Here is a 24258-nt window from a genome sequence, read left to right as displayed (position 1 = left end):
TAGGTGCGCAGGCGGGGATGCAGTGCACACATTAGCGGCGGCGCGCCTTTGGCGCCGCCTGCTTCCCCGCCTGAGCGAGAATGACGAAGGCTAAAATTGAAATGGTTGTGACTTATGTGAATGATATAGGAGACAAACATGCGAATTGATAAATTTACCACAGCATTCCAAACGGCGTTAGCAGACGCGCAATCTTTGGCCGTTGGTCGCGATCATCAATTTATAGAACCTGCGCATGTGATGAAAGTATTGCTAGAACAAACTCAAGGTAGCGTGGCGCCGTTGTTAGAACAATCAAAAGTCAATTTATCACGTTTGATTAATGGCGCTAACAAGGCCATCGACAGATATCCTCAAGTAGAAGGAACCGGCGGAGAATTTCATATGTCCCGCGAATTAAGCAAAATTTTAACGTTGATGGATAAATTTGCTCAGCAAAATAAGGACCAATACATTTCCTCGGAATGGTTCATTCCCGCTGCGCTCGAAGCTAAAGGTCAATTACGAGATCTGTTAATAGAGGCCGGTGCTGATAAAAAAGTCATTGAAAAAAACATCATGAACTTGCGCAAGGGTGAACGAGTGACTGAGCAAAGCGCTGAAGGTCAACGGCAGGCATTGACGAAATACACTATTGATTTCACCGAAAAAGCTGAAACTGGAAAACTGGATCCCGTCATTGGGCGTGACGAAGAAATTCGCCGAACGATACAAGTGCTACAGCGGCGTACAAAAAATAATCCTGTTCTCATTGGTGAACCGGGTGTGGGTAAAACAGCGATTGTGGAAGGATTAGCGCAACGAATCGTCAACGGTGAGGTGCCAGAGGGTTTGAAACAGAAACGATTACTGGCTCTGGACATAGGCGCATTAATTGCCGGAGCTAAATTTCGAGGAGAATTTGAAGAACGTTTAAAAGCCGTATTAAAAGATATTGCTAAGCAGGAAGGTCGGGTTATTTTATTTATCGATGAATTACACACCATGGTGGGAGCGGGCAAGGCGGAGGGTGCAATGGATGCCGGCAATATGTTAAAACCTGCGTTGGCCCGTGGTGAGCTTCATTGTGTGGGTGCAACCACCTTGGATGAATACCGAAAATACGTTGAAAAAGATGCTGCATTAGAACGGCGGTTTCAAAAAATATTGGTTGAGGAACCTTCAACGGAAGATGCCATCGCTATTTTAAGAGGTTTGAAGGAACGTTACGAAGTGCATCATGGCGTTGAAATTACTGATCCCGCGATTATTGCGGCAGCCATGCTATCTCAACGCTATATTAGTGATCGAAATCTCCCAGACAAAGCGATTGATTTAATTGATGAAGCAGCCAGTCAAATTCGTATGGAAATGGATTCCAAACCTGTCGAACTGGATCGTTTGGAGCGACGGTTGATTCAGCTGAAAATTGAGCGTGAAGCATTAAAAAAAGAAACCGATGAAGCCTCAAGAAAACGGTTGGCTGATCTTGAAACCGAAATTAAAAACGTTGAAAAAGAATATTCTGATCTCGAAGAAGTGTGGAAAAGTGAAAAAACTTCATTGCACGGTACTCAACAAATTAAAGAGGAATTGGAACAAGCGCGGATTGAATTGGAAGCCGCTGGACGCGCTGGTGATTTGGCGCGAATGTCCGAGCTGCAATATGGAATCATCCCAGAGCTTGATAAAAAATTAAAAGTGGCTTCCCAGAAAGAAGAGCAATTCTGTGATCATAAATTATTACGCAGTCGAGTGACCGAAGAAGAAGTCGCCGAAGTCGTCTCGAAGTGGACACATATTCCTGTGTCGAAAATGTTGGAAGGCGAGCGCGAGAAATTATTGCATATGGAAACTGAACTTCATAAACGCGTCATTGGTCAGGACGAAGCCGTGAACGCCGTGGCAAATGCCATTCGTCGTTCTCGGGCGGGATTGTCCGACCCTAATTGCCCCGTAGGTTCGTTTTTATTCTTAGGTCCGACAGGGGTGGGGAAAACTGAGCTATGCAAAGCATTGGCCACCTTTTTGTTTGATACAGAAGATGCGATGGTTCGGATTGATATGTCTGAATTTATGGAAAAGCATTCAGTCGCTCGATTAATCGGTGCACCACCAGGATACGTGGGTTACGAAGAGGGGGGCTATTTAACAGAAGCTGTCCGCCGTCGGCCTTATTCGGTTATTTTATTAGACGAAATTGAAAAAGCACATAACGACGTATTTAACGTTTTGCTGCAAGTGTTGGATGACGCTCGATTAACGGATGGTCAGGGTCGAACGGTGGATTTTCGTAATGCAGTCATTGTAATGACTTCTAATCTCGGGTCTGATTTGATTCGGGAATTCTCGAGTGAAAACTACTACTATAAAATGAAAGAGGCCGTGATGGAAGTTGTCGCACAATATTTCCGACCTGAGTTTATTAATCGCATTGATGAAGCTGTTGTTTTTCATTCTTTGAAAAAAGAACAAATTCGCAATATTGCGATTATTCAAATCGATCAAATTAAAAAACGCTTAAAAGAAAAAGATTATCAGTTCACGATCAGCGATGATACGCTCGATTATTTATCAGAATTAGGTTACGACCCGGTTTATGGCGCACGACCGCTAAAGCGAGTGCTGCAACAACAGCTCGAAAATCCACTGTCCCAGAAAATCTTGGAAGGGAAATTTGTGCCGGGTTCATTAATTAACATTGAGAAAAATGGCGAACAATTAGAATTTAAGGAAGCATGAGCGTGATTTTTAAAATCGTCGTCGAACTTATTGTCGGCGCAGGCTTGTTGGCTTTCGGAGCGGAATGCTTTATTTCAGCTTCTGTTGTATTAGCTCGATATTTAAAAATTCCTTCTCTTGTCATTGGGATAATTTTAGTAGGTTTTGGCACTTCCTTTCCTGAATTAATCTTTGCCGCTATCGCTGCTTTCCACGGAAAAACACAAATTGCGATTGGCAGTGTCGTAGGTTCCAATGTTGCTAATAATCGGATTAATTCTGGGCGTAGTCGCATTGATCATACCTCTTGAAGTTCATTCGCGACTGGTGAAGTGAGAATTGCCGGCGCTAATAGTAATTCTTTTGTAATCGGAGCTTTTTTATGGAATGGCTATTTATCTCGCCCTGAAGGAATTAATTTTAATACTGTTATTAATACTGCATTTGTATTGGTTGTCGATAACTTTATTGAAGAAATAAGTTGCCCCGTTGCAAGAATTACCCCAAGAAAAATTACAGATGCCTGCGAAAAAAGCGTGATTTGGTGGTTGCTTGGGTTGACGTTGTTATTCATCAGTTCCGAGTTATTGGTTAATGGGGCCGTGAGTGCGGCGCAATTGCTTGGTATCAGTGACTTATATGATTGGTTTGACGTTACTACTACGGTCTGCACCGCGTTTGATCGCTCCGGGAAGGGTTTCCTCGAGCGTGATGCGGCGTGATTATCCGGCGATGATGATCTTTACGATTGGTCTTTGGCTTTTCAGCATTTTAACCTCCCGTTGAGGCGGAGGGATAGGACGGGTTTTCGGGATAATATTTTTATTAGGATACATCAGTTATTTTGTTTTACTTTTTATATCCAGTACTTAATATAAAGAACCAAACGACCTAAAATGCGTTGACGTTGAGGGCGAAGCTTTTGCCAACTGTCTAAAGAAACTTCTCGAGAATTTTTAAGGTCTTCGAGAAATTGCTGTTCCAATATTTTTTTGACTTCGGGAGAGGTAATGTTAACATCAGCTTCTAAATCATGAATGAGGCTGCGATGATTTAAATTACTGGAGCCAACCAGCATCCAATCATCAATAATTAGCGATTTTGCATGCAGCATGCTGGGTAAATATTCAAAAATCCTAACACCGGCATTTAAGAGGTTATAATAAAACGTCGAGGAGGCCAAAGGCATTATGGGAACATCCGATTTACGTGGCAGTAAAATACGTACATCGATACCGGCGTGAGCCGTTTCTTGCAGCCTTTTTAGTAAAAAATTATCTGGTACAAAGTAAGCGTTGGTGATCCAAATTCGGCGGTGGCAATTCGCCATTTTGCGCAACAGGTCTTTGTGGAGAATGCGTCGACGGTGCCGTGAATAGTTCAGACGAATCAAGGGGTCTTTGCGAATTTGATGAAAAATTTCCCGTAAACGCTCTTTGATGGTACGGTGGTACCAAGCTGCATCAAACGCTTTGACAAGTTCGTCCAAGTTAATTCCAGAAAGACGCACCGACGTATCTCGCCATGCGTCGCCTCCTTCGGCTTTAGAAATATGGTGTTTGCTAATGTTAAGACTACCAATATAAGCGATCTTTTTATCGATAATGCAGACTTTTCGATGGTTGCGGAAATTTATTTTTAAAATAAGATAAATCCACCTTATTAGAAAGGGTAATTTAATAATAGAGCGGCTCCAATCCCAAAGCTGCCACGGAAAGGGATGAAAAACCTTAGTTCGTGCGCCAGCACTTTCAAGAAGATGGGCGAAATTAGTGCTCCACAAAGGACTGCCAGCTCCATCCACCATGATTCGAACTTTAACGCCACGCTGGGCGGCTTCAGTGAGTTTAATCGCCACTCGTTGTCCCAACGCATCATTGTGGAATAAATAGGTTTCCAAATCGATGGAATATTTCGCTTGTTCAATATCTGATAGCAACTCATCGAAGTGCTTTTGTCCATCTGTGAAGAGGCGTTCGCAATAGTTTGTTGGCAGCGGACGACTTTCCATAATACCCTTTTTTTCAATCACTATTCACCATCACTGTCTTCCTTGCAAATACGCAATTTGTTAGCTTTAGCAAATTTTATAATAGAATCGTAGAGCTTAGGATTGGATTGTTTGAGATGAGGGTCGATGACAACACATTTGTGCCCGCTTTTCATTGAAGGCTGCAACATGGGAGAATAATGAATACGGTGCTTATGGAAAGTGGATAGATTGCCGCTCATGCGTTCTGCCCAATCGCTGGGACGAAAGGTCTCTCCTGATTCTGTTACTCCTTCGATAATAATCTTAGAGTTCTTATTTTTCATTATATAACCTGTTGAGTAGCACCTTATAATGTGATAGTAGTAGGATCTCATTAAGTTTTGTCCTCTGTTTACATACCAACGGAGCACCTCGGCGGTTGGGGGAAGCCAAAATGAATGAGATGTTGCACTATAGGTGGCACATATTATAGCACTTTAATTAATTCTGCCAGGGGAAGCAATGACTGAGACTAAGCATCCGCGAGTTCGCGGCATTTACCTTTTACCCAATTTGTTCACCCTTGGTGCTATGTTTGCGGGCTTCTACGCCGTTGTCGCTGGCGTGAAAGGTCATTATGAATCGGCTGCTATCGCTATTTTTATTGCAATGGTGATGGACACTCTAGATGGCCGAATCGCCCGGCTACTCCATGCTCAAAGTGAATTTGGGGTCCAACTGGATAGCTTATCCGATATGTTGAGCTTTGGGATTGCACCGGCGTTGGTGATGTATAGCTGGTCGTTAGCGGTTCTCGGAAAAACTGGCTGGATCGCGCCTTTTATTTACGCTGCTTGTACCGCCCTGCGGTTAGCCCGTTTCAACGTTCAGGTTAGAAAAGCCGATAAACGCTATTTTCAGGGGCTTCCCACACCGTCCGCTGCCGGATTGGTAGCGAGTATTATTTGGGTTTGTAATGTTTTTGACGTTCCCGGCGAGAGCATCGCTTTACCCCTTAGCGTGGTCGCAATATTGTTAGGCTTATTGAAAGTGAGCACGATTCGTTATCGAAGCTTTAAAGATTTTCAACTTCAAAATAGAGTGCCTTTTGTAGTGATTCTGGGAGTCGTATTGATTATAGCGCTGATTGCTTTTGATCCTCCAGATATTCTGCTTTTCATTTTCTTTTTGTATGTTATTTCAGGCCCGATTGGGACGCTGTGGTCGTTACATAAATGTCGACGACAAAAAAAGAAATTACGTTGTCAAAAACATTAATGAATAAAAAAGCTATTCGAACCGCCGTCCATGCAGCGCTCGTTGAAGATATTGGAAGCGGCGATATTACAGCCGAATTAATTTCTGCCGAGACGGTATCGCAAGCATCCATTATTTCGCGGGAAGATGCGATTATTTGTGGCATTCCTTGGGTTGATGAAGTTTACCAAGCGGTGGATTCTAGCGTTAAAATCCAGTGGAAGGTGAAAGATGGTGATTTTGTTTCCTCCAATCAAACTCTTGCCCTGTTAAGAGGAAAAGCCTGTTCCCTTGTCACTGGTGAGCGGACCGCACTTAATTGGCTGCAAACTTTATCCGGCACGGCGACAGCAGTCAGTCGTTATGTGGAAAAATTGAAAGGAACTTCCGCCCATTTACTGGATACACGAAAAACCATTCCCGGTTTGCGCTATGCCCAAAAATACGCTGTACGTTGCGGTGGTGGTAAGAATCACCGCATGGGCTTGTATGATGCTTTTTTAATAAAAGAAAATCACATTTTAATCTGCGGTTCGCTTACCCAAGCGATCCAAAAAGCACGTACTTCTCATCCTGAAAAAACACTCGAAATTGAAGTTGAAAGTCTCAATGAATTGCAAGAAGCACTTTCCGCCAAAGCCAATATTATTTTGTTAGACAATTTTGATATTGATACAATTAAAAAAGCGGTGAAAATTAATAACAGCAAAGCAAAACTCGAAATTTCTGGCAACGTAAATTTAGAAACCATTCACGAAATCGCAAAAACCGGCGTCGACTATATTTCGGTCGGCGCACTAACAAAACACCTTCGCGCCATCGACCTTTCAATGCGAATTTATTAAGATAAAGCCGTAACTTGCGCTGAGTTTGCGGCAGCCTAGCGAAAAGAAAAGACAAACCAATACAATATCGCAAAACCCTATTCAAGCGTGCATTGTTAGATTGCTAGAGGCATTATACCCGCCAACTGCCACTAACTTTTAATAAGGATGATTGTTTTGGAGTGATGCTGTTGGGCTTCGCAAGCTCAGCCCAACCCAATCTACACGCTAAACAGTGCCAGCCGTTGATTAAACTGGCGTCCCCAAGGGGATTCGAACCCCTGTTACCGCCGTGAAAGGGCGATGTCCTAGGCCTCTAGACGATGGGGACCTTGCTTCGCTGAAGGGGCTGCTTCTGCCGAGCTTTTAGCAGAATGGAGCTAAGCGGGATCGAACCGCTGACCTCTTGCATGCCGTGCAAGCGCTCTCCCAGCTGAGCTATAGCCCCCGGTAAGAATTGGGCATTGTAGGAGGGTTCTTAACCACTGTCAATCCCTTCATGGGCCTCGCTCTGGTGTTAAACAATCAATCTATCTGTAGCCTGTAGTATGAAGCGAAGTGAAATACAGGATTCTGTAACAATGAAAGTAGATCAAAAATACGTAAAAATTTTTCATGAATGGTAAGCGTTCGATTATGGGGCTCAAAATTATATTTCTTTTAAACATGTTCCAAAGGGGAAGAATACATCTATCTTTTGCTTTAGGTAATTTCCCAGCAACTAACATACCTTGAGAGCATTTGAAGTGTTTCTCAGCTTCCTCAAGTGCAGAAATTTCTTGAGAAAATGTCTGGGATTTATCTAAATTATCATAGGTGACTTGGATAACTTTGCTAATTTCATTTCTTTGACGTATGACGAAATCAATTTTTCACTGTCCTTTCTAGTACAAGATATCACTCTGGTATTGGCGTTGCAATTGCTGACAAACTACAGTTTCAGCTAATTTTTCCATATTCAGGAGAGTTTGATACATGCGCCACTCGCCTAAGTCCCAGATCATTTGACTGAAAATAAGCATACCATTTGTGTTAACAAATGAATAGCAATATTTTGTAACAGAGTGACGTCGCGTATTTGATGGCGCATTGCCATATCTTTGAAAAGAACACCATCGAGATATTGTTTTTAACAACATACGTTTTCGATCAACCTGTTTGCTTAATACGATTTCAGGCAGACCGCGTCACATGTCATGTATTGTTTCAGTACGTTTTGAATGATCAGTCTATGGTCTGCTTAAGCAATTTTTTTGGAGCTTCAATATATAAATCGTAGAAACTCAAAAAAAAATTAAAGAGGATACATGAAATTCTACATGTCTTCCCATCAGCAATGTGCCTAGCTCCCGAGACATTAAATTCGCTGAGGATCCAGTAATAAAAATTTTAATGTTCTCTTTTTCATTTAGCGCCCGCACCCATCTTTCCCATCCTGGAAGGTTTTGAATTTCGTTGAAAAAAAAGATAACCCTTGCCGGTGAGATAAACTTCTTCTCGATAGATCTGATAAATTTCATCTAAATTATGTGGGAACTTAGATCCAATGCAATAGCAGGTTCTGCAAAATTCATATGAAGCATAGCTTTCAGAGCTAAGCCTTGCGATTCAAGCAAGTCCATGATTTAGTAAAAAATGGTGGTTTTCCCTGCTCATCGCAACCCAATAAAAGCGACTGTTTCTTTAGTATCTAAAACGAGATGACTTTTTTCACTATGTCCCGTGGAAATCAAGAGGCTAAAGTCGCTCCACCCCAGTGGTTCCATTGCTTGAGTACGGAAATCATATGCATCTTTCATTCGGTATACTGATTGAATCATACCCTAATTTGATCGGTATACTGAATGATCTATTTTGAATGGGTGAGATTTAAAACTAGTATTTTTAAAAGTACAAATTGCGTCATTCCAGTAAGAGGCGGAAATTCAAATTCTAAGGATGGTAATTTCCCCGATAATAAAGTCGGGATTTATCTTCCTTCGAGAAGGGTATAAAATCGATTCCCTATCCATTCTCAGGGAGTGTCGATGAAACTTTATTGTGTTCGTCACGGGCATGCGGAACAGTTTACGGATCAGCGTGAAAGGCCTCTGAGTGCAGAGGGGATAGAAGAAATTAATAAAGAGGCCGCTTACCTTAAGCGTCGCGGTGTCCACGTTGTTCACATTAAGCACAGTAAGAAACTCCGAGCCCGTCAAAGCGCCGGGATTTTAGCCTCTGCCGTGGCTGATGAGCACGCTTTGGAAGAGTGTCCGTTGCTGGGAGAGGATCATTCGATAGCCCCGCTTATAGACTTAATTCAAGAGTGGCATGATGACACAATGTTGGTTGGGCACATGCCATTTATGTCACGACTGGTGAGTGCACTGGTATTAGGGGACGACAGACACGATATGGTGCGTTTCCCCCCGGGCACGATCGTCTGTTTAGAACAATTTGAGAACCGTTGGATTCTGAATTGGGTATTGCGTCCGGACTTGGTCCCTGATCAAGGGGATTGATTTGTTTGAGCTGTAGTTTTCTTGCTATTTTTTTATTTGTTTTATTGATCATGAATTTAGTCGGATTAACGTGCGTTTTGATGGCGAGCATTGGTATCTTAAAATGAAAAACGAAAAAACCGATGTAACGGAGTTAAAGGAAACTCTAAAGAGCCGTTATGTAGTTTTATTAAATTTCGCGAGCATTTTCGATGGAAATTGCTATCAATTAATGTTATTTACCGACTCTATTTTTAAAATTGCCTTTTGCCGATTGGGGACATTGTTGGAGGATGGATTAAGATGTAAAATAGTGTTTCTTGCCTGAGCCAAGGGATGAGGATAATCCACATTATAATGCAAGCCTCGGCTTTCTTTTCTCATTAAAGCACTTTCTACGACGAGCTGTGCCACTGTCATTACATTTCGTAGTTCAATAAGGGATTTACTAAGAATTTGGAGAGGGAAAATAACGTTTATTTGCTGAAGGAGTTTTTGTAAATCATTTTTCGCCTTAATTAGCCGGATATCGCTGCGAACAATGCCGACATGATCCCACATAATTTTACGAACTTGATGTATGAAGCTATCCACAGTTCTGGTGTCCTCTCGCGGCTTCTCCGCGGGGCCCAGAGAAAAAAATGGATGGACGGCTTCCTCGGAAAATCGTGGGATGAGGGTCGCTGAGCTTTTAATCGCTCGTGCGCAACTCGCGGCGAAAACTAAGCATTCTAATAATGAATTACTTGCCATCCGGTTCGCACCGTGCATTCCAGTATAAGCCACTTCGCCAATTGCATATAAGCGAGCAATATCCGTTTGACCTTGTAAATCGGTCATCACTCCACCACATGTATAATGAGCCGCTGGCACAACCGGTAAGGGTCCTTCAGTCATATCAAAACCGAAATTCAAACAAGTCCCATAAATCGTCGGAAAAGCTTTTTTAATAAAATCAGCCGGACGATGACTAATATCCAAATAAACGTGATCCCAATTATTTTTCTTTAACTCCGTATCAATCGCTCGAGCGACAATGTCTCGAGGGGCCATCTCCGCTCGGTCATCGTAATTAGGCATAAAACGCTTTCCGTTCGGCAACAGCAAATACCCGCCTTCACCGCGAACAACCTCGGTAATTAAATAATGATTCGCCAGCGGATGATAGAGGCAAGTCGGGTGGAATTGATTAAATTCCAAATTTGCTACCCGACAGCCGGCACGCCACGCCATTGCAATGCCATCGCCACTTGTACGATTAGGATTACTGGTGTGTAGGTATGCAAAACTGGCGCCTCCAGTGGCGAGAACCGTATGGGTGGCATGGAATTGCAAAGAACGCTGTTGCTCGCCGTCATAAACCTGCGCGCCCCTACAGACGTTATTTTCGATCAACAAATCGATGGCAATATGATCCGTAAAACAATCGATGCTAGGATGAGAGAGCACTTGTTCGGCAAGTGTCTTGACAATAACAGCGCCAGTTTTATCAGCAGCATGCAAGATCCGTCGCCGACTATGGCCACCTTCTTGAGTGAGGTGATAATTATTTTTACCATCCGTCGTAAATTGAACGCCTTGTTGAATCAGACATTCGACGGCGGATTTGGCTTGCGTCACCGTTGCTCTAACCACCTCAGGATCGCAAAGTCCGCCGCTCGCGTTTAAGGTATCCTGAACGTGCAATTCCACACTGTCATCTGCCGCGTTAATCACCGCCGCAATTCCCCCCTGCGCATGCGGAGAAGAGCCGGCGGTAAGATCATCTTTACTTAAAACAGCCACACGCATTTCGCTCGCAAGGCTCAAAGCTAGGCCAAGCCCTGCTGCGCCGCTGCCGATAACTAGGACATCATAGGTGGGCATCTTTTCATAAACTCATTTTTTATTTTCCGAGCTTACCCCAAGGGCTTTATTTCAAGGAATTAGATTATACCATAGAATCCTTTCTCTTAGCTTTGAAGCAAATAGCTGAACCACGCTTAAGGCTCGCTTAATCCTTTGATGATAAAATAATGACCATAGCCGAAAGTGAAGTGAAACGTATATATGAAAAGCACAAAAACAATTGCTTTTTGATTAACCAAAACGATAAAAAGGCACCATTGCTTTTCTCAAATGATGCCACTAGCTTATCAATAAGCCCTTAAATACCGCCGGGCAAACAGCGTTAATCATTGCCAGTTGTAAAATGTATTTGAAAGTATGCGAAATTTTAAGTGGTGCGCAAAACGAATTTAATTTTCATCTTCTAAAGAAAATAGAGCGAGTGGTTGATGGGGTAGAAATAACATGGAATGAATTAATTCTAAAATGCAATATAGCGCTTGAAGCAATAAAGAAGGTTGCTCATTTGTCTTTTATAGCCATCGACAGTTTTTTTTCAGAATTCGATAAAGCGTTTCTCTAACTCGAGACTATCGGCCAGTTAAAGAAAGAATCTTATCGAACTGTTTGCCTAACGGGAACGCTTTCTAATCACCACGAATTTTGGTTACTTAAATGCGCCGTATTATGCGCTTAACCAATTTTGTGTCGAAATCTACGGGGAATTTGGTGGCGTTGAACCCTATAATCTTTATATTAGACGACAATATCGCCTCAACAAGTCAAAATCCTGTCTTTTAGCCTAAAGAGAAGAAAAAAGAAGAGCCTAATAATTAAGTGGAAGGATCCCGCAACGGGAGAAAACCGTATCAATCCCGAAGGCGTTGGGCAACTTTATTATTTTCGTCTTCCCGACGGGTCCATACAATGTACGAAAGTATTATTGATTTTGTTATCGCTGCACTAAAAAATGGCGAACGCAATCCCCGTTAGCTCTGGAAATCCGCCGACGATTGATTTGAAACGAAGGGATTAAGCTTTTTGGTTCAAGTGGAACCGTTCCTCCGGGCTCGAATGCTATCTATTGGGAAATTACTGACTTATACCAAAAGGCTTAATTTCAAAGAGTAGGAAGAACGTACTTCTTGTTTGGGTAAATTTCTTCATTTAAGCCGTGGATTGGAGCAAGTAGACAAAAACCATAAAGAGGTTGGCGCAAGTAAATATGAGGAGAGATAGCCCACTTAGCTGGCGCAAATTAAGTTTTTCGAATGGTAGAAGGATCTTAAAGAAGAAACGAAAAATGCCATTCGAATTTTGGGCGTTAACGGCCATACCATTGGTGTGGTGTTGGATTTGCTGTATTCTCCTGTGAGAAAAAAGGGTCGAGACGTGGAACTTGAGCTCTAGTATTGAGTTCAAGTGTTAGGAAGTGACAAGCTAAATCCCATTTTAAATTCCGAAGAAATTCAGAAAACCCCTAGAGAAAAGGATGGTTTTATATTTGCACACCTCTCTAACATCGAACTGGACCTAATACATCAAAATCTCATCATTGAATTAATGGAGAAAAAACAATACGAAAACTATTGCTGTAAAGAGATAAAATTGTCAGAAAATGAAGTGGAAAAATGCAATTTCATTTATTTTTTTTATTTTTTTGACGATTTGTTTATAACATATTATTATTATCGCGCGATTCAATTACTATTTTGTAATCACACGCTTTCTTATAATAATTTAGTATTAATGAGAGAAAGTTGTGATCTATTAGAATTGGAGAAGCATGATTTACTTATCCATGGAATTTGTAAACATATCGACACTGACAGAATGGCGATAGTGTATGCAATGCTCATGAACAATCATGGGAAAGAAAAAAAGCAAGTAGACCTCCCTAGCTTAGCTGTTATAGTAAACATTCTTTCGTCAACTACCGATTATGAAAATTTAAGAAAACAGTTTTCGTTTTTACCAGATGAACTTGGATTTCGTGAATTAATTAAGAAACTAGAAAACGAACTTAGCGCGTTATTGTATTATGCGGTTCAGTCGGATTCGATTCTTACATTAAAAGAAGTGTTAGAATTAGGATCAAATATTAATGCGACTTATCAATCCGAGTCGATATTAAAACTGGCTTTTGAAAAAGAGACTTCCGTGATTGCTTTTGCTTTAATTAAGAACAGAGAGAGGTTTAGTTTCGAGTAAGTGAGAGCCATTGTAAATGGAAATCAATTGTAGAAAATTACTATATATCCTGTAAGCCATATTTTTAGCTCATCGAATAAGATTAGAAAATCAGTGCTCTATGCGTTGTATGAAAGAAATAAATTACATTTCCTTTTTTTATTTAAATATAAATGCCTTTTTAAGATTGATAAACTTTTGGGAAAAGTGTAGTCAGGATTTTAACGAATTTGATCCAGAATTTTAAACTGAGATCATTTCCCGGGATCCAAGAATTCCTTTTGATATTAACAATATTTTATAGAAAAAATGTTTCCTATTTAAAATTCATGATCAGATTAGAAGAAGAGAAATTGCAGGTAAATAAATTGGAGCCGTGGTTACAAAAATTATTGCTTCAGGTTAAGCTAAATGTTTTTCCCTCATCGGTATCCTTTTTTGCTCGCCACAGCCATACGAAGCAAAAATGGACGTTGCGCTGAATGAAAAATTACAATGGCTTCTTGAAGAGGTGATGATAAGAGATAACGAAGAAATGGCCATCACCATTTTAGAAAACGCTGGGCGTTTTTCTCAAAAAAGGGTTTCGGCTTTTGGGTGAAGCTTTATTTAAAGATATCTCAACTCACTGATAAAGGGGTATTATTATATTTCTTCTTATTTTCAAAAATTAATTAATTTTGAACCTTGTCGTCTCGATAGCAATTTCAATAGAATTTATGAGCCATTCAGGGGGTGAAAAGGAAAAGCCTATTAATATGGAGAGTCCGACTCTCACGGGCGGGTATTATGTAAAGGCTTTAAAAATGTGCATTTCCTTTTATCAAAAATTATTGAATAAGTATATTGATGATTTAGAGAGATCCATTTTTGTCCATCTATTTCAAAAAATTCATACTGAAAGAAAGGACAATGAAATTTTCACTTTCTTGCGGCGGTCTCGGCTAAAACACGATGACTAGAGAAAAATTGGAAGAACTAGGAAAAAACAATCCCTCGTCAAGCATAGCTGTCATTATGCGTTGTTTAATGGAGAAAAGTAAACAGACCCTAGCTTTTTTAACTGAGCAATTTTCATAGTGTGAAGCTAATACCGATGTCGCGTAAGACGTTAATTTTTCCCCTGTAGGAATGTGTAAAAATTTATTTGGACCGCGGTTTGATTTGGTGCCTAAAGGCCGGTAATCATAAACTGGGCTTTCGGGAACATTTTACCGAGAATTCCAATAAAGGGGATAGTGCCCGTCGCCTATATAAAGCGACGGCGGGCTTTCTAAAAAATTGATTAGAAGCGGTCTCATTAGATTTGGCCAGTCATTCACTTAACGGAAGGCTACCAAACCGCTTGCTTTAGTGTCGGACTGAAAAGAATTTTTTGCGTTGTAAGGAGGGTCTTTTTATAAGATAGCTTTCAAAGCGGTTGAGGTTTTTTCGCCATCAACCGTCGAGGGTAACCGCATGGAAAGCATTGGTGTTAATTTCGGGATGGAAACGTTGCCGGCGTTTTCAACCGAGGGTAATCCGTTGATTCCCGTGACACTGAGTGGGGGACGCCAGGTGCGATTTAATAGCAATTCGGAAAGATTTAAGGATACCGCCTCAGTATTAGGTAAAAAGGGATACATTTCAAAGAAAACGCTCCACAAAGCCTCAGCCGTTTTTTAGCTTAGTCGATAAGTTGAGGGGGATATCGACTTTTAATTCGTTAACAATGACTGTTCCTATTTGACTGTCTTCAATTCGATTTAAAAGCTGGTGTAAAATCAAAAAAGGAGCAGGGATCAAGTCGCTTCCTGTTCTGGAATGAATCCCGGTTTTAAAGCCTCAATTTCCAATTCGCCACAGATAACGATGCGCAGCGATGTCGTACACCATAGTTGCTTGTAATTGCTGCAATCGCTGTCTAAGCAGATAAAAAAATTCGGATTTCCTATGCGGGTTTTTAATTGTTTTAATTCGCACTCCCGCTTTCTTTTCAGCCTTCCATAAGAACAATGCAACGGGTGAGATGTATTTGAAAATGTTGTAGCATTGCAATCGTAGTGAGCGAAGCAAAAGCAGCATAACTATCGTCAGCGCCGTCCTATCCATTAAGGTATCTTCTTTAATAACTGGCTTCCATGGCCCTAAATTTGCGTTCCAACCTTTCATTTCTGGCTGTTTATCCATGTGAACATACCAGAAAAACGGTTTCGTCCGTTTGGTCGGGGATTTCAATAAATAAAAGTGGCGCTCGTCCCGCTAACTCCACCACTTCAAGTTTCATATCCTTGATGGGCTGCTTTTCGCACCATTCTATAATCAGTGTCAAGGCTTCATCCATGTAACCATATACTTTCCAGTTAGCGTCAAACAACACGGATTTATTACAAATTTTATGTAATTTGCTAATTCGAGAATAATACTATCATCCCAGAGGCCGGAAATGGTTTGATAAATTTCGTGGGTATTTTTTTAAATGGTGAAGTAGTCATAGGTGGTCATGTTACCAAATTTTTAATTCAAGTGGCAGGTGCAACCCTGTATTTCGCTTCGCTGCATACGGGCTACGGGTTACTTAGATTTCGGAATGACTAATCGTTAATACCTGAGTATACAGTAACTTCTTTATTCGTAAAAGGGATGCGACATTCCCCGTCAAAGACTTTTCCGATGAAAATTGCATTATGGTAAATGACGCGGCATATGCGCAATTGGCGCACGTAGTTCTGTTGTGGAGGTATTTCACTACCGCCCATGAGCAGCTTCACTTTGGGCTGATAATCCATATCGCCTTATCAAATTATTTTTTTGGTATCGCCGGCCCAGGTAAGAAAAATCCCGCGAGACTGCGATAGTGAGCACCGGTGAATGGATTATTGATTAATAATATAGCTATTAAAAAACTAATAGCTAAAACAACGTTACAAAGATTTGATTAAACGGCGTCGTCCATAGCTCTGGAGAACCTTAATCCATAGTGCGCGCAATAAAAAGAAGAAATAATCACAAAATAAAGGGATTCAAGTTATTTTGCTTAATAACGAAATTAAAATGCTAAAAAATTTCACGCTTGAAAAAAGACAAAAATCAAAAACTTGTATACACTGGTAATATCAGAAAAAATTCACGGTTTGTTGAGTGCCAACCGGGTGTAATTTATAAGATTCTACTTCTTGATAAAAAGCATTGAGAAAAATAATAGCAATTGCTATTATGGTTAAAGTAATTGATATTCCGTGCTTCCTGATAATCGACGCTGAGAGGTCATGAAAATCGCAATTATCGTAAAGATAATGCGGATGATAAAGATAAAAAGGTAGTAACAGTTGTACCATTAATAAAATGATATATCGAATGCTGGCGCGCAAATTTTTGAGTGTTATAACCGATAGCAACACCGACATTGAAAAATAAAATACTCAAAAATAAAGAAACCCGCAGTTTATAAATAAAGGAAGAAACGACAAGAACGTCTACTAAGGAAAATATCTTACTGGTAATTGCCAACAACGTCCACACGATCGCCAAAAATAGCAGGCCGACAATGAAAAGACTAAAACTGTTCCATAATGCGTAAAATAAACTGGAGTAAATGACTTTAATTTTGTTTTCTTCATGCATGGCGATATAGAAAGCGTGAATTACATAAAACACGAGATCGAAATTAATGAGACTTAAAGACTTGCCGCTGGAGCTTATATAGGGCCAATAAATAATAATTAAAGGCTAAACTGCCTCTAAAAAAGTAATGAGATCTCGAAGCAAGTGTTTCTGATTGAAGCATAAAGTGTAAATCAACAATAACAATGGGGAATTAGAGATAAAGGCTAACAGCATCGAACTGGTAATAAAGCAATGCCTCTCGCAATAATCCAATGAGAGCGCCAAGTATTAAAATAGGAAAATTCCGGATCTATAGACAGTCTCTTAATCAGTTCAATATTTACTATGACTGAGATGCAATTGAAATTAGTTTAAACCTCCGACGGGCCAACCTCAACCGAACTTGACATATTTTAGATCACTTCGTTACTGTAGGATTTTTCGCCGATTTGAGCCTCAGCTTGTGGGCGCATCAATAAATACAGCTAAAGTTGGAGTGCAGATCTCTATTCTCCCCCTTTTAACTGTGAACATGTACCATTGAAAGTGGGATTGCGTATCCCGCATTCCGCTTCGCTTCATAGGGACTACTGATTATGATTGAATTACGAAACGTCACAAAAACTTATTCTGCCAAACAGGGGGAAGTTCTCGCGTTATCGGATATTAATTTACGCATTGGCGCTGGAGAAATTTTCAGGGTCATTGGAAAAAAGCGGCGCGGGCAAAAGCGCCTTGATTCGTTGCGTTAATTTGTTAGAACGGCCTGACAAAGGGTCAGTGATTGTTGATGGGCAAGTCCTCACAACGCTTTCCAGCAAAGCTTTGTGGCATGCGCGGCGTTACCGGATGGGAATGGTGTTTCAACACTTTAATTTATTTAAGTAAGCGAGCGCACGGCTTATCAAAATATCGCCTTTCCTTTGCTGGGCAAGAATCCTTTCGAAATTAGAAAAGAGTCGTTTTGCCACTTTTGGAATTAACCAATTTAACCGCTAAAATAAACGCCTATCCTAGTCAATTGAGTGGCGGTCAAAAGCAGCGCGTAGCCATCGCGCGTGCCTTAGTGACACCAATCCGACCGTCTTATTATGCGATGAAATGACCTCCACACTGGACCCGGAAACGACGCATTCTATTTTACAGCTGCTTAAAAGTATCAATCGGGAGTCGAATTTATCAATTTTATTAATTACACACGAAACGGAAGTTATTAAAACTGTAGCCGATCGAGTAGCGGTATTAGATCAAGGCTGAATTGTGGAAGAGAACGATGTGGTCAGTTTATTTAAACGTCCAAAAACAGAAATTGCCAAAAAATTTACCCGTTCATCAATTGAAGAAAAATTACCTCAAATTTTAAAAATCGGTTGAAAAAAAACAACGGTGGATGAGGGATATGCCTTGCTTCGCATTGATTTCATTGAGCATAATGCCGAAACGCCGGTTATTGATGAGTTTATTAGAAAATTCGATTTCCAAGTTAATATCTTACAAGCCCGTCTTGAATTTTTGCACGACGACTCTATTGGTATGATGTTAGTTGCTCTTCGCAACGTAAAGGACGCATTGCCGCAGAGCATAGCATATTTAAATGAGAAAGGTTTACAAGTTGAGGTTTTGGGTTATGTCAGTACATATGATTGGTGCTATCGTTAATTCCTTGGGAGAGAGCATCGAAATGGTGATTATTCCCTGTATTATTGCGGTTATTATTGGCTTGCCGTTAGGTGTGATTTTGTTGGTAACGCAAAAAAATCAACTGTTAGATCGGCCCTTTTTAAATCGTGTTTTGTCGTCGCTTGTTAACGCAGCGCGTTCGATTCCATTTATTATTTCAATGATTGCGATTATACCCTTAACGCGATTTATTGTGGGTACCTCAATTCGGACAACAGCGGCCATTATACCCTTAAGTTTATGCGCTATACCTTTTTCGCGCGATTATCGGAAACCGCTATTCAGGAGGTGCCCACGGGTTTAATCGAAGCCACTCAGGCGATGGGTGAAACACCCCCATGCAGATTACGAAAGGTATTAATACTGAAGCGTTACTGACCTTGGTCCGGGGGATTACGCTAACGGTGGTTACGTTAGTAGGCTATTCGGCGATGGCTGGCGTGGTGGGCGGCGGAGGTTTGGCGATTGGGCGGCAAATCGACTTTCTTATTACAAAATAAGATAAGGGAAATCTCCATGCTAAAAAATTAATGAGACTTTTAATTTCAGGGTTAATGATTGTTGGATTAACGGCTTGTCATCAAAGAAAAGCAAAAAATGAAGTTCGTGCGGGCACTATCACCGGGCCCGAAACACAATTGATGGAAGTGGCTAAACAAGTTGCTTTTACAGCGTTACGGATTGCACGTCAATATCATCACTTTTTCGGATTATAACACCCCGAATGAAGCGCTAGCGGATGGCAGTATCGATGCGAATATGTTTACTTCTTTATTTATTAAAGTCCAAATTGAAGTGCGTGGTTATAAAATCGTTTCCATCGAAGAAACACAGGCGCAAAATTGCCATCCCAAGCGACCCTAGCAACGAAGCACGTGCCCTCCTGTTATTAGAGGAGGCCCAATTAATTCAACTAAAGCCTCACGTTACTATTAACGCCACCTCAATGGATATCGCGAGTAGTCCAAAAAAGCTGAAAATTGTGGAGCTCGACGCAGCCCAGCTATCTCGTTCGCTAGGGGATGTCGATCTTGCCGCCATCAATACTAACTACGCCATCCCTGCCGGCTTATCGTCCTCGCCGCGACGTATTATTCAACGAAGGCCCAGACTCGTCTTATGCCAATATCGTGGCTGTCCGAGAAGATGATAAAATGACCCACGTTTAAAACAATTAATCTTGGCATTACATTCACCAGAAGTTTTAAGCGCGGCTAAGAAAATATTCGGCGACGCTGTAATTCCCGCATGGAAATAATGAAATACAATGTGAAATCCGAAATCCAGACCTGTATAATGTTCCTCCGAGCCAGCTAAACAGTCGCTCAACGTCAGTTGAGAGGAAAGTCCGGGCTCCATCGGGCAGAGTGCCAGGTAATCCCTGGGAGGCGCGAGCCTACGGAAAGTGCAACAGAAAGAACACCGCTGCTGTCAGGTAGTAAGGGTGAAATGGTGTGGTAAGAGCACACCGCGTTGGTGGTAACATTAACGGCGATGGTAAACCCCACTCGGAGCAAGGCCAAATAGGAATCCTGATTATGTGGCCCACACAGTGGATTCGGGTAGGCTGCTTGAGGTACATGGTGACATGTATCCCAGATAGATGACTGTTCATGACAGAACCCGGCTTATCGGCTGGCTCTCCAAAATTAAAATTATAAGCGCGAAGAAAAATATCGAGGTCAAATCAAGTAAAAAATCAATTAAAAGCAACACTGCCCCTTCCACAATTCTTCTCCAGCTTGCGCAAGAGGCTAGGGGAGGGAAAAGAACCTCAGCATTAGTTTTTAAAACCCACTTCCCAAGGTAAGGGGAATAGCTCTGCTTCGAAGAGACTAGAAAGCGAGTCCTTTTATTAAAATTTTTGGAGATCAGAATGCAGGAAATATTGTTCCAATTAAACAAAAAAATCGAAGGATTGAAAAAAGCGGGCCTTTACAAATCCGAACGAATTATCACCTCATATCAGAACGCAGAAATTAAAGTAGGTGAGAAAAAAGTTCTTAATTTTTGCGCTAATAATTATTTAGGATTAGCTGGTCATCCAGCGTTAATTAAAGCCGCACAAACAGCCGTTGAACAGTATGGATTTGGTATGGCATCAGTGCGCTTTATTTGTGGGACACAAGCCATTCATAAAGAACTCGAAAAAAATATCAGCGAATTTTTGGGTGCCGACGATACCATTCTTTATTCCTGTTGTTTTGATGCGAATGGTGGTTTATTTGAAACCTTATTAGGCCCTGAAGACGCTATCATTAGCGATGAATTGAATCACGCGAGTATTATCGATGGTATTCGGTTATGTAAAGCAAAACGGTATCGCTATAAAAATAACATCATGGATGATTTGGAAGCGAAATTAAAAAAAGCCGATGAAAAAGGCGCTCGATTTAAATTAATTGCAACGGATGGCGTTTTTTCGATGGATGGCATCATCGCTGATTTAAAATCAATTTGTGATTTAGCCGATAAATATAACGCTTTAGTCATGGTGGATGATTCACACGCGGTTGGATTTATCGGTGAAAACGGCCGAGGCACACCAGAATATTGTGGCGTTGCTGATCGCATGGATATTCTTACCGGAACTTTAGGTAAAGCATTAGGGGGCGCATCCGGTGGTTACACCTCGGGGCATAAAGAAATTATTGAGTGGCTGCGTAACCGTTCACGGCCGTATTTATTTTCAAACACGGTCGCGCCCATCATTGTTGCGACTTCGCTAAAAGTTCTCGAATTATTAAAAACCGAAGGCCCGCAATTACGCAAAAAATTACAAGAAAAGAGTCGCTATTTTCGTGCCGGCATGGAAAAATTAGGCTTCCAATTGGTGCCGGGCAATCATCCTATTATTCCGGTGATGTTTGGAGATGCTCAATTGGCAATGAATATGGCAGATCAATTATTGCGGGAAGGGATTTATGTGGTTGGGTTTTCATATCCAGTTGTTCCAATGGGTAAAGCTCGTATCCGTGTTCAAATATCAGTGATTCATACGCAACAACAATTGGATCGAGCGATTGAAGCGTTTGGGCAGGTGGGTAAGAAATTAGGAGCTATTTAAACTCCCTTTTCCATTTGCGGGGATGGGTCTAAAAAACTTATGAAAGTACTTTCCAAACTAAAAGCAGCCCCTGGCCTCTGGCTTCACGAGGTGCCAAAGCCTAAACCCGGCCGGAATGAAGTGTTAATTAAAATTAAAAAAACCGCCATTTGCGGCACGGATTTGCATATTTATAAATGGGATGAATGGGCGCAAAAAATCATTCCTGTCCCCATGCACGTGGGGCATGAATTTGTTGGTGAAATCGTAGAGGTAGGCGAGGCCGCTAGTGGGTTGGTGGTTGGAGATCGGGTTTCAGGGGAAGGGCACATCACGTGTGGGGATTGTCGTAATTGCCGCGCCGGTAAGCGCCATTTATGTCGCTACACCGTTGGCGTTGGTGTAAATCGTCCTGGCGCGTTTGCGGAATATCTAGTTATCCCCGCTAAAAATGTGTATAAAATTCCGACTAAAATTAGCGATAATATTGCTGCCATTTTAGATCCTTTTGGCAACGCTGCACATTCTACGTTGGAGTTTGATTTAGTGGGTGAAGATGTATTAATTACCGGTGCAGGTCCCGTCGGATTGATGTCAGCGGCCATTGCGCGCCACGTCGGTGCGCGGCATGTAGTGATAACGGATGTCAATGATTACCGCTTAGCCTTAGCTGAAAAAGTGGGCGTAAGCGCTGCCGTTAACTCGAAAAAAATCCCCTTAACGGAGACGATGGAAAATCTTAGGATGATAGAGGGTTTTGAAGTCGGTCTTGAAATGTCAGGAAACGCTGAGGCTTTTCGGAGCATGCTAACGGTAATGAATAATGGCGGAAAAATCGCCTTTTTGGGTATCCCAGCGGAACCGTTTGCAATTGATTGGAGTCAAGTCGTTTTCAAAAGCTTATTGATAAAAGGAATTTATGGACGCCGTATGTTTGAGACGTGGTATAAAATGACTAATTTATTACTAAGTGGGTTAGACATTTCACCCATCATCACACATGAGTTTCCGATGAAGGATTTTCAACAAGGATTTAATGTAATGATATCGGGTAAAACAGGTAAAGTAATTTTGAATTGGGAGGAATGAAATAGGGAAGTTTAGAAATACTTCCCTATTGTTCTAGCTCCTTAGAGCTGGAGAAGAACGCTCCTCTTCCTTCGATTTAGAGTAAACAGGTTTAGCTTTAGAAGTGGTGAATATAGTAGATGGGCTTTGGATCACGCACTTTTGTATTGCCTTCAAATTTCTCACAAGGAAAAGAGAAATGACACTCGTTCTTGAGGTTTTTAAGGTACCTTAATGTTTTTGAGAAACCTAGTTAGGGCTAAAATCCTACTTTCAATTACCCAATGGAGTGAAGCCATGCCCCGTCATTTGACATTCAGTCTGAATTGAACAAACACGAAGTGAATAATGCTGTGGATCGAGCTAATCGGGAGGTCAGAACCTGCTTTGATTTTAAAGGATCTGGTGCCACGTATAAATACGAAGGAAACAGCATTATTTTACAAACGGAAAGCGATTTTCAGATTAAGCAGATGTATTGATATTTTGCAAAACAAATTTGCTAAACGTCATATCGACGTCGCGCATATGAAATTAGAAGATCCGATCATCCAGCATAAAAGCGCTCAACAAATTGTGATGTTGTTTGAGGGCATCCATCAAATCACCGCCAAAAAGATCATAAAACTCATCAAAGAGCAAAAACTCAAAGTTCAAGTTGCTATCCAAGGCGAAAAAGTCCGCGTGACTGGCAAAAAGCGCGATGACTTACAGTCTGTAATAAGTTGCAGCCATTTTAATTTTGGCTTTGTCACTCCGTCCGTCCATGGGGGAGTCCCGGCTAAAAGGCTAAGAAAAGCACCATCGGTGTTTTTCTTAGCCCCTAGTCTTTTAGGTCTCCTCCTGACTCCGCCGTGAAGGTTTTGTATGCTTCAATAATACAGCAGATGCCCCGCGGAGGGCGACGGGGTTTAAGTTTTTCACGCTTCACCACGGGTGGGTAATGATAGAGGCCCCTTGTATCAAGGAGCTTTGAAAGGAACAAGGCGAAAGAGAAGCATCAACTTTACAGTCATTAGGGGTTTATGCTTAAGTTGATGGCTAGGTGACTGCGCTGGAACGATGGGAGTTTGGAATGGATTTCCTCTTGTTTTTCAACAATAGTATATAGTTAGACTGTTTGTGTCAAAAAGTGGTATAATATAGAAAAATGTGGGGAATTTCAGATGTTTCGAGGGTTAAATCTCATCGCAGTTGATGCCAAAGGGCGAATCGCCATACCGGCACGCTATCGCGAACCGATCCAAAGCGAAGCGGACGCTATCTTAGTAGTTACCATTGATACCGAAGAGCGTTGCCTTTTAATTTACACCCACCCACACTGGGAACAAATTGAGCAAAAATTGGAAAGCTTACCGAGTTACCATCCTGGAAGCCGTCGGATTCAGCGGTTGTTAATTGGTCACGCTACAGAAGTGGAGTTAGATCGCAGTGGTCGAATTTTAGTTCCGCCGGTATTACGAGAATATGCGGGCTTGGGGTCAATGGCGATACTGGTAGGGCAAGGCAAAAAATTTGAATTATGGGGCAAGTCCCAATGGGAGACGGCTCGCGAAGATTGGCTGGCGGAACAGCTTCTGAAAGAAGATGATTTGCCGCCAGAGTTAAGATCTCTTTCATTGTAATAGC

19 protein-coding genes, 2 tRNA genes, 1 other RNA gene and 8 pseudogenes are annotated in these 24258 nt (G+C 41.5%); 18 read left to right on the top strand and 12 right to left on the bottom strand.

Going from position 1 to position 24258, the window contains the following annotated elements; translation table 11 throughout:
* The first annotated feature begins 138 nt into the window (after positions 1 to 138).
* On the top strand, positions 139 to 2721 hold the full coding sequence (gene clpB / locus FIV31_RS01335) for an ATP-dependent chaperone ClpB (protein WP_280123541.1): 2583 nt from the start codon (positions 139 to 141) through the stop codon (positions 2719 to 2721).
* Positions 2718 to 3573 (top strand): annotated as a pseudogene (locus FIV31_RS01330) (sodium:calcium antiporter). The gene clpB and the pseudogene FIV31_RS01330 overlap by 4 nt, the downstream one beginning before the upstream one ends.
* Here FIV31_RS01330 and FIV31_RS01325 read toward each other — a convergent pair.
* Both FIV31_RS01325 and FIV31_RS01320 read right to left on the bottom strand, forming a co-directional pair.
* Positions 3557 to 4732 (bottom strand): phospholipase D-like domain-containing protein, encoded by a 1176-nt coding sequence (locus FIV31_RS01325; protein ID WP_280123540.1) that lies wholly within the window; start codon positions 4730 to 4732, stop codon positions 3557 to 3559. The pseudogene FIV31_RS01330 and the gene FIV31_RS01325 sit on opposite strands and share 17 nt — an antisense overlap.
* Positions 4732 to 5016 (bottom strand): DUF3579 domain-containing protein, encoded by a 285-nt coding sequence (locus FIV31_RS01320; RefSeq protein WP_280123539.1) that lies wholly within the window; start codon positions 5014 to 5016, stop codon positions 4732 to 4734. Before FIV31_RS01320 ends, FIV31_RS01325 begins: the two co-directional genes overlap by 1 nt.
* 178 nt (positions 5017 to 5194) lie before the next feature.
* Here FIV31_RS01320 and pssA point away from each other — a divergent pair, with 178 nt between their 5' ends.
* Both pssA and nadC read left to right on the top strand, forming a co-directional pair.
* A complete protein-coding gene (gene pssA / locus FIV31_RS01315; protein ID WP_280123538.1) occupies positions 5195 to 5950 on the top strand; it encodes a CDP-diacylglycerol--serine O-phosphatidyltransferase in 756 nt (251 codons plus the stop codon).
* Entirely contained in the window at positions 5950 to 6774 is an 825-nt protein-coding gene (gene nadC, locus FIV31_RS01310; protein ID WP_280123545.1) for a carboxylating nicotinate-nucleotide diphosphorylase, read from the top strand. Before pssA ends, nadC begins: the two co-directional genes overlap by 1 nt.
* A gap of 234 nt (positions 6775 to 7008) precedes the next feature.
* Here nadC and FIV31_RS01305 read toward each other — a convergent pair.
* The 5 genes from FIV31_RS01305 to FIV31_RS01290 form a co-directional block, all read right to left on the bottom strand.
* Positions 7009 to 7084: transfer RNA gene (locus tag FIV31_RS01305), tRNA-Glu, on the bottom strand.
* A gap of 44 nt (positions 7085 to 7128) precedes the next feature.
* Positions 7129 to 7201: transfer RNA gene (locus tag FIV31_RS01300), tRNA-Ala, on the bottom strand.
* Between the two features lie 436 nt (positions 7202 to 7637).
* Positions 7638 to 7775 carry a hypothetical protein gene (locus tag FIV31_RS01295; RefSeq protein WP_280123537.1) on the bottom strand — a complete coding sequence of 46 codons (138 nt, stop codon included), beginning with the start codon at positions 7773 to 7775 and terminating at the stop codon, positions 7638 to 7640.
* Positions 7776 to 8036: 261 nt separating this feature from the next.
* Positions 8037 to 8273 (bottom strand): ATP-binding protein, encoded by a 237-nt coding sequence (locus FIV31_RS08340; protein WP_425278253.1) that lies wholly within the window; start codon positions 8271 to 8273, stop codon positions 8037 to 8039.
* A gap of 132 nt (positions 8274 to 8405) precedes the next feature.
* On the bottom strand, positions 8406 to 8573 hold the full coding sequence (locus FIV31_RS01290) for a hypothetical protein (RefSeq protein ID WP_280123536.1): 168 nt from the start codon (positions 8571 to 8573) through the stop codon (positions 8406 to 8408).
* A 46-nt stretch (positions 8574 to 8619) separates the two neighbouring features.
* On the opposite strand from FIV31_RS01290, the pseudogene FIV31_RS01285 reads away from it, so the two are divergent.
* From FIV31_RS01285 to FIV31_RS01275, 3 genes and pseudogenes are all read left to right on the top strand, one after another.
* Positions 8620 to 8784, top strand: a pseudogene (locus tag FIV31_RS01285) (hypothetical protein); the annotation flags it as partial.
* A complete protein-coding gene (sixA, locus tag FIV31_RS01280) occupies positions 8775 to 9254 on the top strand; it encodes a phosphohistidine phosphatase SixA (protein WP_280123535.1) in 480 nt (159 codons plus the stop codon). The pseudogene FIV31_RS01285 and the gene sixA, both read left to right, overlap by 10 nt.
* Before the next feature lie 73 nt (positions 9255 to 9327).
* Positions 9328 to 9522: pseudogene (locus FIV31_RS01275) on the top strand (hypothetical protein); the annotation flags it as partial.
* Here FIV31_RS01275 and nadB read toward each other — a convergent pair.
* A pseudogene (gene nadB / locus FIV31_RS01270) lies at positions 9488 to 11099 on the bottom strand (L-aspartate oxidase). The pseudogenes FIV31_RS01275 and nadB sit on opposite strands and share 35 nt — an antisense overlap.
* 325 nt (positions 11100 to 11424) lie before the next feature.
* Here nadB and FIV31_RS01265 point away from each other — a divergent pair.
* From FIV31_RS01265 to FIV31_RS01255, 3 genes are all read left to right on the top strand, one after another.
* Entirely contained in the window at positions 11425 to 11643 is a 219-nt protein-coding gene (locus tag FIV31_RS01265; protein ID WP_280123534.1) for a hypothetical protein, read from the top strand.
* An 839-nt stretch (positions 11644 to 12482) separates the two neighbouring features.
* The gene (locus FIV31_RS01260) at positions 12483 to 13271 is read left to right on the top strand and encodes a hypothetical protein (RefSeq protein WP_280123533.1); all 789 of its coding nucleotides are present in this window, start codon (positions 12483 to 12485) and stop codon (positions 13269 to 13271) included.
* A gap of 445 nt (positions 13272 to 13716) precedes the next feature.
* The gene (locus FIV31_RS01255; RefSeq protein WP_280123532.1) at positions 13717 to 13851 is read left to right on the top strand and encodes a hypothetical protein; all 135 of its coding nucleotides are present in this window, start codon (positions 13717 to 13719) and stop codon (positions 13849 to 13851) included.
* 796 nt (positions 13852 to 14647) lie between these two features.
* Here FIV31_RS01255 and FIV31_RS01250 read toward each other — a convergent pair.
* From FIV31_RS01250 to FIV31_RS01235, 4 genes are all read right to left on the bottom strand, one after another.
* Entirely contained in the window at positions 14648 to 14875 is a 228-nt protein-coding gene (locus FIV31_RS01250; RefSeq protein WP_280123531.1) for a hypothetical protein, read from the bottom strand.
* Between the two features lie 199 nt (positions 14876 to 15074).
* A complete protein-coding gene (locus FIV31_RS01245; protein WP_280123530.1) occupies positions 15075 to 15419 on the bottom strand; it encodes a hypothetical protein in 345 nt (114 codons plus the stop codon).
* On the bottom strand, positions 15412 to 15609 hold the full coding sequence (locus FIV31_RS01240) for a hypothetical protein (RefSeq protein ID WP_280123529.1): 198 nt from the start codon (positions 15607 to 15609) through the stop codon (positions 15412 to 15414). The genes FIV31_RS01245 and FIV31_RS01240 overlap by 8 nt, the downstream gene beginning before the upstream one ends.
* Before the next feature lie 902 nt (positions 15610 to 16511).
* Positions 16512 to 16886, bottom strand: coding sequence for a hypothetical protein (locus FIV31_RS01235; RefSeq protein ID WP_280123528.1), 375 nt, complete (start codon positions 16884 to 16886; stop codon positions 16512 to 16514).
* Positions 16887 to 17431: 545 nt separating this feature from the next.
* Between FIV31_RS01235 and FIV31_RS01230 the strand changes: the two are divergent.
* The 8 genes and pseudogenes from FIV31_RS01230 to mraZ all read left to right on the top strand — a co-directional run bounded on the left by FIV31_RS01230 (position 17432) and on the right by mraZ (position 24254).
* Positions 17432 to 18494: pseudogene (locus FIV31_RS01230) on the top strand (methionine ABC transporter ATP-binding protein).
* Positions 18463 to 18976 (top strand): annotated as a pseudogene (locus FIV31_RS01225) (methionine ABC transporter permease); the annotation flags it as partial. The pseudogenes FIV31_RS01230 and FIV31_RS01225, both read left to right, overlap by 32 nt.
* A 69-nt stretch (positions 18977 to 19045) precedes the next feature.
* Positions 19046 to 19773 (top strand): annotated as a pseudogene (locus tag FIV31_RS01220) (MetQ/NlpA family ABC transporter substrate-binding protein).
* 47 nt (positions 19774 to 19820) lie between these two features.
* An RNA gene (gene rnpB, locus FIV31_RS01215) (RNase P RNA component class A) lies at positions 19821 to 20162 on the top strand.
* A 229-nt stretch (positions 20163 to 20391) separates the two neighbouring features.
* Positions 20392 to 21582, top strand: coding sequence for a glycine C-acetyltransferase (locus tag FIV31_RS01210; RefSeq protein WP_280123527.1), 1191 nt, complete (start codon positions 20392 to 20394; stop codon positions 21580 to 21582).
* A 39-nt stretch (positions 21583 to 21621) separates the two neighbouring features.
* Positions 21622 to 22650: an L-threonine 3-dehydrogenase gene (gene tdh / locus FIV31_RS01205; RefSeq protein WP_280123526.1), complete on the top strand. Its 1029-nt coding sequence runs from the start codon at positions 21622 to 21624 to the stop codon at positions 22648 to 22650.
* Between the two features lie 293 nt (positions 22651 to 22943).
* Positions 22944 to 23352, top strand: a pseudogene (locus FIV31_RS01195) (YajQ family cyclic di-GMP-binding protein); the annotation flags it as partial.
* Positions 23353 to 23771: 419 nt separating this feature from the next.
* Positions 23772 to 24254, top strand: a complete 483-nt coding sequence (gene mraZ, locus FIV31_RS01185; protein ID WP_280123542.1) for a division/cell wall cluster transcriptional repressor MraZ — start codon at positions 23772 to 23774, stop codon at positions 24252 to 24254.
* Positions 24255 to 24258 lie beyond the last annotated feature (4 nt).

This window comes from Coxiella endosymbiont of Ornithodoros amblus, assembly GCF_019425495.1.
In the GTDB taxonomy this organism is placed as follows: domain Bacteria; phylum Pseudomonadota; class Gammaproteobacteria; order Coxiellales; family Coxiellaceae; genus Coxiella.
Note: the sequence above shows the minus strand (reverse complement) of the source record. Positions and strands in the feature narration are given on the sequence as shown.